We start from the raw sequence: 12,701 nt of genomic DNA, 5'->3' as shown, positions 1-12,701 counted from the left end.
GTCATCGGCTCCGGTCGCGCTTCGTCAGCGCGACCGGAGCCTTTCGCGAAGGCCTCGGAGTCGACGACGCGTACCGTGTCGGACATCGGCGTCGACTGTATTCCGCCGCTTGTCGGACGGGTTTCTCCCACGCGGGTCGGAGCCCGGGGTCATCCCCGGTGGGGAGGCCGACATGGGTCCGCAGACTGACGCTTTCGGTTGGCGGCCCTGGGCATCATGAGCGGCAGATACGTCTACACGGGAGGCGACATGCACCTGTCACGCCGCAGTTTCCTGCTGGCCACCACCGGTACGGCACTCGCGACGCCCCTGCTGGCCGGTGCCGGGCCGGCGCTCGCGGCCGGCCGTCCGCCCGCCGGGTCCCTGCCGGACGCGGCGCTCACCGCCGAGCTGCGCGCGATCACCGAGGCCGGCATGCCCGGTGTGTTCGCCGAGGCCCGGGACGCTCGGGACCGGTGGCGGGGCGCCAGCGGGGTGGCCGACGTGACGACCGGTCGACCGGTGCTGGCCGGTTTTCAGCATCGGGTCGGCAGCATCACCAAGACCTTCGTGGCCGCCACGCTGCTGCAACTTGTCGGTGAGCGTCGGATCGCGCTGGACGCGCCGATCGGCAGGTACCTTCCGGAGTTCGCGGTCACCGGGGTGACCGTCCGGATGCTGCTCGGCCACACCAGCGGGATCAGCGACTACGACCACGTCATCTTCGCCACCCCGGAGGACATCGAGCGGCACCGGTCCACCACGTTCACACCGCGCCAACTCGTCCGGGCCGGCCTCGACCAGCCGCCGACCGGGGCGCCGGGCGCGGCTTTCTCCTATTCGAACACCAACTACATTCTGGCCGGGCTGATCATCGAGCGGGTCACCCGCCGGTCCGCCACCGACGAGGTGCACCGGCGGATCATTCGGCCGCTCGGGCTGCGGCAGACGTACTTCCCCGGCCGGCATCCCCGGATCACCGGCCCGCACAGCAGGGGTTACGTCCCGTGGTACGAGGGCGAGCTGCGCGATTTCAGCGTCAGCAACATGTCCTGGGCCTGGACGGCCGGGGCGCTCGTCTCGACCATGGCCGACCTGAACACCTTCTTCCGGGCGCTGCTCGGTGGCCGGCTGCTCCGCCCGGCCCAACTGGCCGCGATGAAGACCACCGTGCCGTTCGATCCGACCCAGCCGGAGGCCGCCGGCTACGGGCTCGGCCTCTACCGGATGACGTGGCCGACCGGCGACGTCTGGGGGCACGACGGCGTGGTCTTCGGGCACAGCGCCATCTCGCTGCACACCCCGGACGGTCGGCGGCAGGTGAGCCTCGCCCAGAACGTGACGCACTACGCGCTGCCCGGCACGCCGGACCCGATCGGCGAGGCCGTCGGCAGGTTCCTGAACACGGCGCTTGTCGGTGAGAGCCCCGTCGCGGCGCGGACCACCAGCACCGCCCGGGTGCCGGCGGTCGTCCCGGCGCCGGGCGCACCGGCACTGCTCAGGCCCCTGCCGCAGCGCTGACGCTGTCACCCGGCAGCCGCGACCGGACACCGTGCTCCGGTCGCGGCTGCCGCCCGGCCGGGTGCCAGCCCCCGGGACCTGCGCGATGCCGCTAGCGCTCCGGCCGAATCGTGTCCGGCCTGGATTGACGGCGGTAGTCGTCATCGCCCGCGGCCCTGCGCGCCAGGCGTGTCTCACGAGGCTCGGGGCCCCGTAGAGCCGCAGGGATGGCCAGTGGCGTGCCTGCCCAACGGTGAGAGACGCGATCCGTCGTGACGGGTTTCCACGATGCCTGCCATTGCGCAGGCCATGAAGTGATCAGGAATGGAGAAGCCGCGATACACCGGGGTGTGACTAGCCTGAGGGGCACGATGACGGCAGAGAGGAGCGGTACGAGGTGAGCACGGCGTCGAAAGCCAGTAAGGGTGGTAGGCCGGCCAACTCTTCCGAGGATGGGTTCTCCGAGGTCGAGCGCGCTGCCATCAAGGACCGCGCGGTCGAGTTGAAGTCGGCGGCGCGACGCGGCAGGAGCGCGGACAAGGCTGCGGCCGACGAGAAGGACGTGCTCGCAAAGATCGCCGAGATGGGGCAGCCCGATCGAGCGGTGGCCGAGCGCCTGCACGTCATCATCAGGGAAGTCGCTCCCGAGTTGGCGCCGAAGCTGTGGTACGGCCAGCCTGCCTACGCCCGGGCCGGAAAGGTGATGTGCTTCTTTCGCAGCGGCCAGGCGGACAAGGAGCGCTACTCGTCATTCGGGTTCACGACGGAGGCGAAGCTCGATGAGGAGCACGGCCTGTGGCCGACGTCCTTCGCTCTGACGGAACTGAGCGACAAGGGCGAGGCGACGATCAGAAAGCTTCTGAAGAAGGCCTTGGCCTGAGGGCCACCAGCAGAAAGAGCCACCCGGTGGCGTACACGACGAACCCGCCGATCACGCTCTCGGACGATCTCGCGGCGGTCTGACCACCATGACGCATCTGGCCTGTGAGCAGGGGCAGAAGGTCCTGTCGATGGTGGTGACCGCCGGGCATCGGGGTGACAGTCCGCAGTTCATCCCGGTCCTGCGCCGTAGCGTGGGATTAAGACCTGCATCCCGAGCAAGGCCGACCAGGACGCCCACCGCAAAGCCAAGGGCAGCCGCGGCGGACGCCGGCCGAAGTTCGACCGTGACCTCTACCGGATGCGACATGCCGTCGAGAACGGCATCGCCCGACTCAAGCGCCACCGCGGCGTGGCCACCCGCTACGACAAGTTGGCCGTCCGGTTCCAAGCCGTCCTGACCATCACCATCATCTGCGAATGGCTCTGACCGGGCTTATGAAACACGCTTAGGTGCCGACCGGTGACCAGCGGCGCGTGCCGTGATGCGGCGATCCGGGATCTCATCGCAGCGACCGATCAGGTTGCTCGGGTATCCGGGCGCGAGCCGTGGCGCGAGTTCCTGCTCGGGCTGACCCGCGGCCGGTGGCCGCAACGCCACGGCTGGCCGGTCATCCCCCGCCTGGCCACGCCGTGGCAGGACACCGTCTCCGCGGAGCGGCCCGGCTGACGGATGCGGGCGGCGAATCTGCGCTACGACGACGGCGGCGGCCTCGACCGCGACGAGTTCGCCTTCGCGGTCGACTACCAGCCGTGCCACCGGTGCGAAATTGGCTGGGTGGAGCAGCCTTACACCCTACCGGCCAATCAACGGCGCGGCCTCGCCGCTGCGGGCCTGGCGGCGCTGGGTGCGGAGAACACTCCGGCATCGCCGAGGCGGTCAGGTCGTCGCTCGGCCCATCAGACGCTGCTCTGGGCGCGACCCCCGGTTCCTTCCGGTCCTGCACAAGATCCGCGTGAAGCCGGTCGGCGGTGGCCGGCTGCGAACTCGCCCGGACCGGGTGCTGGTCGACGAGGCGTACACCGGCAAAGGCAGCCGCGCTCATCTGCGCGCCCGCGCGATTCAAGGCGTGCCTCCCAAAGCCCGACTAGCGGACGCGAAGCCCGACCACGAGGAGGCCGACCAGGCGGCGTGCGTCGTAACGGGGATCGTTGCCCGCGCCGATGCAGAGATTGCCGACGCCGCGCAGCAGTCCGTAGGCGTCCATGTCGGGGCGGATCTCGTCGGCGGCGACGGCGGCGTCGAGGAGCTGGTCGCAGACCGGGACGAGCCGGTCGAGGAAGTAGGCGTGCAGGGTCTGGAAGGCGGCGTCGTTGGACTGTAGTGCTGCGGCGAGGCCGTGCTTGGTGACCAGGAAGTCGACGAACAGGTCGATCCACTGCGTCAGGGCGGCGTGCGGTGTGTCGCTGTCGGCCAGTAGGGCCGGTCCCGCGTCGGCGCATGCCTCGATCTGGTGGCGGTAGACGGCGACGATGAGGTCGGCTCGGGTGGGGAAGTGGCGGTAGATCGTGCCTACGCCGACCCCCGCCCTGACGGCGATGTCCCGCACGGGGACGTCGACGCCGGAGGTGATGAACGCCGCGGCAGCGGCGTCGAGCAGGGCCTTTTCGTTGCGCCGGGCGTCGGCCCGCTTGCGCGGGACCGGTTGCTCCGAGCCGCTGTCGATACCGGCCACGTCGCGTTACCTCCGTCACTCCGTTTGGCATTCGGAACGCTGTTCCGTATGGTGTTTATCGGAACAGCGTTCCGAATGCTCAGCATACTTACCGGCCGGGCTGTCACCAAACCGGGCACCGCCGGACGTCTGAAGGGGAAACAGTCATGCAGTACCGCACCTTGGGTCGCACCGGTGTGCAGGTCAGCACCCTCGCACTTGGCGCAATGAACTTCGGCAAGATCGGCAACACCACCCAGGAGGAGGTCACCGCCATCGTCGACGGCGCGCTCGAGGCGGGGATCAACCTCGTCGACACCGCCGACGCCTACAGCGGCGGCCAGTCCGAGGAGATGGTCGGCAGGGCCATCGCCGGCCGTCGGGACGACGTCGTCCTGGCCACCAAGGCGACCCTGCCGATGGGCGACGAGCGCAACCAGCGGGGTGGCTCGCGCCGCTGGCTGGTGACCGCACTCGAGAACAGCCTGCGCCGCCTCGGCGTCGACCACGTCGACCTCTACCAGATGCACCGGTGGGATCCGACGACCAGCGACGGTGAGACGCTGTCGGCGCTGACGGACCTGCAGCGCGCGGGCAAGATCCGCTACTTCGGCTCCTCGACGTTCCCGGCCTACCGCATCGTGCAGGCGCAGTGGGCCGCCCGCGAGGGACGTCTGAGCCGTTACGTGACCGAGCAGCCGAACTACTCGATTCTGCAGCGTGGCATTGAGACCCACGTGCTGCCCGCGACGCAGGAGTACGGCATGGGCGTGCTCGCCTGGAGCCCGCTGGCGTCGGGCTGGCTGTCCGGGGCGATCCGCGCCGGCCAGAGAATCAGCACGAACCGCTCGGGCTTCATGCGGCAGCGCTTCGACGTCAGCATCCCCGCCAACCGTGCCAAGCTCGACGCCGTCGAGCAACTCGCCACAGTCGCCGACGAGGCTGGCCTCAGCATCATTCAGCTCGCGCTCGGCTTCGTCACCGCACACCCGGGCGTGACCAGCGCGATCATCGGCCCCCGCACGATGGACCACCTCGGCTCGCAGCTCGCCGCCGTGGACACGGTGCTCTCGGCCGACGTGCTGGACGCGATCGACGCGATCGTGGCTCCCGGCGTCGATCTCGCCGCCCACGAGAAGAACGACACCCCGCCCGCTCTGCTCGAGCCGGCGCTGCGCCGCCGCTGACCACTCGGCACGGCAGTGACCACTCGGCCCGGCAGTGACCAGGCGGCAGACGGACGTGCGCCCGCGCGACCGCCTGCTGCCTGACACGCCGCACAGGAAACCCCGGCCAAGCAAGCGTTCGCCCAGCTCCGGGCTCATGGGCTGCCCCGATCCAGGGTCAGCAACACCGGTCCACCGAGATGGAAATGATCAGCTCCCGCCAGGACGCACCTGACGAGGATCCGACTCGTCCTCTCGACTTCGATGACTAGTTGGTGGGGCCTCCCTGAAGCGCAGGAGCAGCTGATCCGGCAGTGGCGCCGTGTCATCCGAGCACGCGCGCAGCAGGCTGGGTGCCATGGTCAAGCCACCTCCGCCGGTGTACGCCCCCGAGGTCGTCGCGGCGAGCATCGTCTACGCGGCCACCCATCCTCGCCGGGAGATCCCCGTCGGCGGGGCCGCCGTCGGGTTCCTCCTCGGTCAACGCCTGTCTCCCGCGCTCACCGACGCCCTGCTGTCCATCCGCCGCCTGGGCGTGGCCACCCTGCGCGCCGACCGGCCGGACAACGGCACCGACAACGTCGACACGCCGATCGACGAACCGGGGCAGGTCCACGGCAACCATCCCGGTCGGGTCCTGCGGCACAGCCTCCTCACCCGACTGATCGGTCGCCGCCCCCGCCCAGGGGAACTCCTCACCGCCGCCCTGTCCCGACGGCGGCGGGCCCGTGCCACCGAACACCCTGTGGCTCACCCGGCCACCACTCCCTGAGCCGTGGCCCGTCATGGCCCGGACCTCACGATCGGAGGCGGGCGCGCTGCGCCAGCCCGGCACACCTGCCGGGCTGGCGCCTCCTGTCTCAGTCGGGGAGCATGCGGCGTAGCACGCGGCTTCCTTCCACGGCCGGTGTTCTAGCTCTCTCATCGGCTGCCCACCGCGGCTTGGTGTGGCTCTCATCTGGCATACGTCCTGCCAGCCAACGAGGCGCGGAGAGGCCAAGAGGGGTCTGCCCAGCTCGAAGTAGCGCTGCCCTCCTCACCGGATTCAGCTCGGTTCTGAACGAGGAGGGTCGGCGGGCTACAGGTTGTTGATTCGGGCCAGTAGGTCCGCCTCGGTCAGGTTTTCCAGGACCGCGTCCTGCTTGCGGGCCAGGGCCGCCAGCAGCTTCTCCTTCTCCAGCTTCTTGGCCGCCGCCGCCTTCGCCGCCTGGTCCTCCGTGAGGCGGACGGCGATGAGGTGCTTGACGACCTCCAGCTTGGCCTCCAAGGTTGCCTTGGCCGGATTGGCCTCGGTGGCCACGAACGACTCGGTGTCGACGGCCTTGAGCTCGGCGTTGACCGCCTTGGCCACATCATCGAGGCTGAAGCCGGACCTGGCGGTGAGCGGAAGCTCCCACAGCTGTTCGGTGGTCAGCAGTCCCTTGGCCGACGGATAGCGGAACTTCTCCCGTGTGGCCTTTTCGAAAATGGTCACGGTAGCCTCTCTGGAATATCTGGGTAGGGAATCAGAACTGGATGCTGATGAGGCGGCGCCGGCCGCCGGTCGTGGTCACCTTGGCGACCACTGAGCTGCGGACCGTGGAGCTGAAGCCGACGCCGGAAAGCTGATCCGGAGACGGCTCGCACTTGGTGCGGTCGCCGAGAACCTCGAACACCTTGCGGTGCGGTTGCAGGTCGCTGCGGAGGAACTCGTTGTAGATCCCCCGCGTCGGCTGGTCGTTCACGCACCCCTTCAGGATGAAGAAGTAGTGCCGGTTGCCGACCTCGTTGTCGTCGAAGTAGTTCGGCGAGTACATGATGGTGGACACCGGTACGAACTGTTCGGTGGTGATGCCCCACAATTCCTTGCCCGCACTGCCCGGCTGCACGTCCTTACCCGGCCGGAAAGCGGTGATCACCCCGCCGGCAACCGTCATCCGGCCCACCTCGACGGTCTCCTTGTGGCCGACCGCGCGCTCGTGGCTGTAATGCTCGATCTTCCCGTTGCTCTCGGTCTCTATCACGAAGCCGACCTGGGTGCTGTCCCGCTTTCGGTACTGGTTCACCTCGATCCGGTACTCACCGTCGGGGACACGGTCGGTCCAGGTGACGTTCTCCACCGGCTCACGGGAGAGCGTCCCGCCGGCGTTCATGTCGACGTCCAGCTTGTTGCGCTTCTCCTGGTACCAGATGTGGTCACCGTTGGGTTCGTACACGTGCAGGTCCAGGTCGTCGTGGTTGAACCAGGACAGGCTCACCCGCAGCTTGCCGGTGACGTTGCCGCCGGCCCGCTTGACCTTCTCCCTGATCGAGTCGGTGACGTTGCCGCCGTACGACCAGCCGAAATCGTTGTCCCACTTGAACAACCGCGGAGCAGCCGGGCACCGGCCGGTGGTGAGGCTGACGAAGTGCGGCTCGTAGGTGTTGGCGACCCACAGGTCGATGGTGGCGGCGCCGGGCAGGATGTCCTTCATGAAGGAGACCACGGGAATCTCCTCCGCCTTGGCGTCGCGAAGGAGTGCACCTGACGACCGGGTGGTGGCCGCCTGCATGAGCAGCCCTTCGATGCCGTCCTTCATCCGTGCCTGGGTGTCGTTGTCGACCCACAGCACATTGGTGACCGACACGTCGGACAGCCTGGCGAACCGTCGCTGCAACGACTCCTCGATACCCAGCTCGGCAATGGTCCTCATGGCGGCCTTGACCATGCCCGGGGTGATCAACGCTGTGGGGCGCTGGTAATTCTGCGGCGCCACCTTCGCCTCGAACGACCGGACCGCCTGCTCCAGGTCGATGCCCGCGGAGAGATCCTGGACGAGGGTGCCGATCACGGTGTTGCGGAACCGGGCCGCCGGGTTCATGGCGTTGGCGAAGACGAAGGCACGTCGGTCGGTCGCCTGGGTCCACCGGTTCTGCAGCGAGCGGAACTCGGTCACCGCCCGGCGATGCTCCGCGCCACGGTAGAGGGCGTTGTCGTCGACGAGGTCGACGACGGTGTCCAGAGCGTGCCGGGCCAGCTCGGCCAGGCCACGCTGGAAGACCTGCACCGCGGCGTCGAAGTTGCCCTGTGCCGCGCCAACGTCCTCGATGTGATGCCGCTTCTCCACCCGGCCGTGCAGGTGGTGCCACACCTCGACCTGGTCGTCGCGCAGTGTTCGGGTGGTCTCCGTCCCGTACTGCGCCTGACTGGACCGGAAGACGGTGGACAACGGCAACGAAAGAACGAACTCGTCCAGAGCGGCGGCGACGACGGAGAAGACCGGGTCGGATGCCGACACCCCGGACCAGACGGTACGGACCCGCCCGTCGTGGATCTCGACGACGTTGCCGAAGTGCTTGATGAAACCGCGGCAGGTCGAGCAGTCGTACTCGGATCGCTCACGAAACCGCGGATTGGTGCCGGCCGGAAAGGAATCGAGAAAGGTGAGCCAGAGTGAGTCCCGGTCGAGACCGTCGCCGACGACGTACAGCTCGCCCTTTGACATCGCGGACAGACGTATAGTCACATCCGTCACGAACTGCTGGAAACCGCCCACTGCGTCATCCTCCTTGATCACCGGAGATCCTACGAAGTGCCTGCAATCGGAGAAACGCATTTCCGGGTGTCCGCACGGTCACGGACGGGCGCCGGTGGGCCGGCGGCCAGTCGACCGGAGCGCGTACGGCGGTGGGGCGCCGGGTCGGCGGTCAGCAGTTTCCGCCAGTTTGGCCGGTGCCGCCGTTGAATACATCTCGACTCACGCACTGCGATCACGCTTGCTGCCGCTGCGGCCCTTCGCGACATGGGTTCGTCCAGCGCGAGTGTGCGCGTGGAGAGTTCCCTACCTACACCTCGGCCGCTTCACGCCGTCAGACGAGGTGGCCGATCTGCGCGGCGTTCCCGGTGAACACCGGGCGGAGGGCGATACCCCTCGGGCCGGCTGCCGGAAGACGCGCCAGGGAGGAGTCAGCCGGCGTTGGCCGGGGTTGAGGACGAGGCCGCACCCGCCCGGACCGCGGTGATGCCGTCGGTGGCGATCGCCATGCCGTGGCGGGCCATGTATGTGTTGCCGTAGAACGGCGCCAGCCACAGCATCAGCCCGATGAGCACAAAGAACTGGATGGTGGTCACCATCGGGACCACATCTACCGGCAGGGTGTACGCGAAAATCACTTGAATAACCGCTTCGAGGACAAATCCTGCACCCAGATGACCGTCGTCGCACGCATCACGTGCCTGACCTCGGGTACCTCACGCCAATTGCGCTCCCAGGCGGCGATCGCCGCGTCGCTCGTCTGGAAGGTCAGGATGCCCTCCAGGGCGATCGTGCGGCCGCGTAGCGACCAGAGCAGCCAGAGGCCGATGATGCCGGTGTAGACGCCGCCCTTGGCGAGCAGCCACCGCGGGCTGCCGGTGATGAGCGACGCCAGCGCGCCGGCCACCAGCAGGCTGAGCGTGAACAGCGAGATCTTGTCGATCCTGCGCTGCCGGATCACCGTCCAGAGGGTCTTGACCAGGGCCGGCGCGCCGCCGACGAGCAGGGCAATCACCGGGTCGACGCCGACGGCACGGAGCAGGTAATAGAGGCCGACCGGCAGGACGAAGCCGGTGACCACACCCAGGATCATTTCGCGGCGTGAATGCGTCGGCCGGGCCGGCGGCTCGACCGCAGGAGGCGCCTGCGACCGCAGCGCGCCCTCGGTGCCCGTCCGCAGACGGGCACCGAGGGGCAGGTATCGCGACGGTGATGGATAGCCGCCTGCGATCAGTGCGCTACCGCCGGGCCGCGGCGGCCCGCTGGCGTGCCGATTCGTACAGCACGACAGTCGCGGCGGTCGCCGCGTTCAGGGAGCTGGCGGACCCGGACATGGGGATCCGCACGAGTTGGTCGCATGCCTCGCGCCACCCGGAGCTGAGGCCGGTGGTCTCGTTGCCGATCAACGTCAGGGTGGGTTGTGTGAAGTCGTACTCGGCGGCGTCCAGGATGCCGCGCTCGTCTGTCCCCATGATGCCGATGCCGATGCCGTCGGCGCGGACGTCGGCGACCCAGGATAGAACGGCCTGGTGGGAGGGCACCCGGACCACGGGCAAGGCGAACAGCGAGCCGGTGCTCGCCCGGACCGCCTTCGGGTCGTACACGTCGGCGGCGTGGCCGGTGACGATGACGCCGCCGGCGCCGAAGGCGTCCGCCGACCGAACGAGGGTCCCGATGTTGCCGGGGCTGGTGGGCCGATCGAACACGACGGTGAGCATGGTCGGACCGACCGGGATACGGCGCAGGTCGTCCTCCGGCAGCGCGACCACGGCCAGCAGCTCCGGAACCGTGTCTGCCTTACCCCCCAGTTCGTGCATCAGCTCAGGCGAGACGGCGAACTTCTCGGCCCGGACTGTGCCCAGGGCCTCGCGTGCCCAGCCGGACAGCTGAGCGCTCGTGTCGTAGAGCAGCTCCCGGATCTGCCAGCCGTGTTCGACGGCCATGGTGATCGGGCGCACGCCCTGCACCAGGAACTCACCGCGTCGCTGCCGCTTGGTCCGATTGTCGAGGAGAGCTTTCCACTGCTGGAACCGCGCATTGCGGCCACTCACTCGCAGAACCACTGCCAACCCCGCCTCCGTCGTACGTAGCCCGCCCATGCCCTGCCTGCCACACTTCACCAGCCGCCGGCTCCCGAGGTTTCCGCCAGGGCCTTCGGCCAGGCGCTCAGGAACCGACGTGGCTTGTCATCCCGGTGCCGCGGTCGGTGCCGTCTCCGCCCGGACCGGGGGCGTGCGGTCCGAGACCCTGACGGATCGCGATCTCTACGGGTGAGTATGCGCCGTCGGCCCGCTCCAGTTCGTACGGCGCGGCTGGCATCAGCGGCGGTTGGGCCATGAAGCGTGGCCGCGTTCCGTGGTGCGGTTGCGCCGCGTGCACCAGGAATGGGTGGCACAGGAAGACGTCGCCCGGAGATCCGGTGGCGAGGGCGAGCGGCCGGTGCTCGGACGCCGCCACCAGGTCGGGCGCAAGGGCCAGCCCGCTCGCTCCCTCCTCCCCGTACTTCTCCAGCACCTTCGGCACGTCGAGGTGTGAGCCGACCCGGATGCGGGTCGGGGCGTCCTTCTCGCCGACCTCACTGAACAGGAACAGCATCAGCAGTGCCCGGCCCCGGGAGCGCAGATTGGTGAAATACCAGCTCTCGCCCTCCGGCAGGTAGCTGCCCTCGATGTGCCAGCCCGCGTCGTCCGGCTCCTCTTCGTGCGGGAAGCGCAGCGGGAACGTGCCCAGCGAGTAGCGCGGCTCCCAGCGGCCCGCACCGACGAGCAGGTCGTACGCGTGATGGAGGAACGGGGAGTTGGGAGCGGCGGCGAACGGCCCCTGCGCCATGCCGGGCACCCAGTGCACGGGCTGCGTCCACGTCGCCGGATCGTCCGGGTCGCAGCCCGTCTCCCGCCACAGCAGCCGCGCGCAGTCGGCTGCCACGCGCGGCGCGACGGCGCCCTCCAGCTTCACGAAGCCGTCGCGAAGAAAGCGGGATACCAGGGTCGTGTCATCCATGCTTCCATCGTGCGGCGGCGCCAGCCTCGATCACCCGACATTTTCCGCGCCGCTTCTGTCGGGTGCTGCCCGGTGCGCTGCGACCAGGGTCGAGGTCGGCCGGCGGCTTGATGATCTCGACACTCCGTCTGACCGTCGAAGGGAGCGAACACGTGGACAACCGCATCGTCGACCATCCCGAGTTCCGGCTCGTGGGGCACGCGGCCCGCGTCCGACTGGTCCATCAAGGCATCAACCCGCACATCCAGCGGCACGTCACCGCACTGCCGACGGAGGAGCACCTGCGCCTGAAGGCCCTCGGCAACACTGAGCCGAGCGGCCTGCTCGCGGTCAGCGACGACCTTGACCCCGACTACGCCGAGGGCAGCGAGCTGACCTACCTTCACGGGGTCGCCGTGTCCCCGGGTACGCCGGTCCCCGCCGGCCTCGACATCATCGAAGTTCCGGCCGGCAGATGGGTGGTCATCCGGGCCACGGGTCCGCATCCGCAGACCCTGCAGCAGGCCTGGGCCACGGCCGCCGCCGCGTGGTTCCCGTCCAACCCGTGGCGTCTGCGGCCAGGTCCGGAGATCGTCGCGGCGCTTGAACGTACGACCGACTTCAGCACCGCGACGTGTGAACTCTGGCTGCCCGTGGAACCGGCGTAACGATCTGGCGAGCATCCAGACAGCATCAGGGCGACCTCAGCCCGAACGAGTACGAGGCCGCCTGGCACCGCCGCCAGACGGCACCGACCGAGCCACCTACGGCCACCCCTGCGTCAGCCGACAGCAGGTAGCCACCGCTCCATCGAAGCGGGGGCAACTCAGGTACAGCATCGACTGGCGCATGGGCTACGGCGAGTGGCACCTGATGGTCTGGCGGCACTGGTGGGAGTCCGTCCCATGGACGAGGCCGCAAGGATCGCCTACTTCCAAGCCGACGAACCACCCCACGAGTGGCTGGACTGGGCCGCGGACCAGGTCTGGCCGGATGAGTTCGTTGAGGCGGGCGTACGCCGCCTCGCCGGATACGGGATCGGTGCGCGT

At 68.8% G+C, this 12,701-nt stretch carries 13 protein-coding genes and 1 pseudogene; 7 read left to right on the top strand and 7 right to left on the bottom strand.

Annotated features, from left to right (window positions below):
- The first annotated feature begins 216 nt into the window (after window positions 1-216).
- The 4 genes and pseudogenes from ACQ452_RS18020 (at window position 217) to ACQ452_RS18005 (ending at window position 3,028) form a co-directional block, all read left to right on the top strand.
- The gene (locus ACQ452_RS18020) at window positions 217-1,500 is read left to right on the top strand and encodes a serine hydrolase domain-containing protein (protein WP_433386120.1); all 1,284 of its coding nucleotides are present in this window, start codon (window positions 217-219) and stop codon (window positions 1,498-1,500) included.
- A gap of 376 nt (window positions 1,501-1,876) precedes the next feature.
- Complete coding sequence (locus tag ACQ452_RS18015) at window positions 1,877-2,359, top strand: iron chaperone (protein ID WP_433386119.1); 483 nt, start codon at window positions 1,877-1,879, stop codon at window positions 2,357-2,359.
- Window positions 2,358-2,788, top strand: a pseudogene (locus tag ACQ452_RS18010) (IS5 family transposase); the annotation flags it as partial. The gene ACQ452_RS18015 and the pseudogene ACQ452_RS18010, both read left to right, overlap by 2 nt.
- Before the next feature lie 33 nt (window positions 2,789-2,821).
- On the top strand, window positions 2,822-3,028 hold the full coding sequence (locus ACQ452_RS18005; RefSeq protein ID WP_433386117.1) for a hypothetical protein: 207 nt from the start codon (window positions 2,822-2,824) through the stop codon (window positions 3,026-3,028).
- 418 nt (window positions 3,029-3,446) lie between these two features.
- Here ACQ452_RS18005 and ACQ452_RS18000 read toward each other — a convergent pair whose 3' ends face one another.
- Window positions 3,447-4,025 (bottom strand): TetR/AcrR family transcriptional regulator, encoded by a 579-nt coding sequence (locus ACQ452_RS18000; RefSeq protein WP_433394199.1) that lies wholly within the window; start codon window positions 4,023-4,025, stop codon window positions 3,447-3,449.
- A 155-nt stretch (window positions 4,026-4,180) separates the two neighbouring features.
- On the opposite strand from ACQ452_RS18000, the gene ACQ452_RS17995 reads away from it, so the two are divergent.
- Both ACQ452_RS17995 and ACQ452_RS17990 read left to right on the top strand, forming a co-directional pair.
- Complete coding sequence (locus ACQ452_RS17995) at window positions 4,181-5,200, top strand: aldo/keto reductase (RefSeq protein ID WP_433386115.1); 1,020 nt, start codon at window positions 4,181-4,183, stop codon at window positions 5,198-5,200.
- Window positions 5,201-5,537: 337 nt separating this feature from the next.
- On the top strand, window positions 5,538-5,951 hold the full coding sequence (locus ACQ452_RS17990) for a hypothetical protein (protein ID WP_433386114.1): 414 nt from the start codon (window positions 5,538-5,540) through the stop codon (window positions 5,949-5,951).
- 306 nt (window positions 5,952-6,257) lie between these two features.
- On the opposite strand, the gene ACQ452_RS17985 is transcribed toward ACQ452_RS17990, so the two are convergent.
- The 6 genes from ACQ452_RS17985 to ACQ452_RS17960 all read right to left on the bottom strand — a co-directional run bounded on the left by ACQ452_RS17985 (window position 6,258) and on the right by ACQ452_RS17960 (window position 11,673).
- Window positions 6,258-6,653 carry a hypothetical protein gene (locus tag ACQ452_RS17985; protein WP_433386112.1) on the bottom strand — a complete coding sequence of 132 codons (396 nt, stop codon included), beginning with the start codon at window positions 6,651-6,653 and terminating at the stop codon, window positions 6,258-6,260.
- A 31-nt stretch (window positions 6,654-6,684) separates the two neighbouring features.
- Window positions 6,685-8,694, bottom strand: coding sequence for a hypothetical protein (locus tag ACQ452_RS17980; RefSeq protein ID WP_433394198.1), 2,010 nt, complete (start codon window positions 8,692-8,694; stop codon window positions 6,685-6,687).
- 410 nt (window positions 8,695-9,104) lie between these two features.
- Window positions 9,105-9,272, bottom strand: a complete 168-nt coding sequence (locus ACQ452_RS17975) for a hypothetical protein (protein ID WP_433386110.1) — start codon at window positions 9,270-9,272, stop codon at window positions 9,105-9,107.
- A gap of 35 nt (window positions 9,273-9,307) precedes the next feature.
- Entirely contained in the window at window positions 9,308-9,754 is a 447-nt protein-coding gene (locus ACQ452_RS17970; protein WP_433386108.1) for a VC0807 family protein, read from the bottom strand.
- Between the two features lie 157 nt (window positions 9,755-9,911).
- On the bottom strand, window positions 9,912-10,742 hold the full coding sequence (locus ACQ452_RS17965; protein ID WP_433386106.1) for a TrmH family RNA methyltransferase: 831 nt from the start codon (window positions 10,740-10,742) through the stop codon (window positions 9,912-9,914).
- Window positions 10,743-10,839: 97 nt separating this feature from the next.
- Window positions 10,840-11,673, bottom strand: coding sequence for a phytanoyl-CoA dioxygenase family protein (locus ACQ452_RS17960; RefSeq protein ID WP_433386103.1), 834 nt, complete (start codon window positions 11,671-11,673; stop codon window positions 10,840-10,842).
- A 152-nt stretch (window positions 11,674-11,825) separates the two neighbouring features.
- Here ACQ452_RS17960 and ACQ452_RS17955 point away from each other — a divergent pair, with 152 nt between their 5' ends.
- A complete protein-coding gene (locus ACQ452_RS17955) occupies window positions 11,826-12,320 on the top strand; it encodes a GyrI-like domain-containing protein (protein ID WP_433386099.1) in 495 nt (164 codons plus the stop codon).
- Window positions 12,321-12,701: the final 381 nt, after the last annotated feature.

Source organism: Micromonospora sp. KLBMP9576 (assembly GCF_050941805.1).
Taxonomy (GTDB): Bacteria; Actinomycetota; Actinomycetes; order Mycobacteriales; family Micromonosporaceae; genus Micromonospora.
Note: the sequence above shows the minus strand (reverse complement) of the source record. Positions and strands in the feature narration are given on the sequence as shown.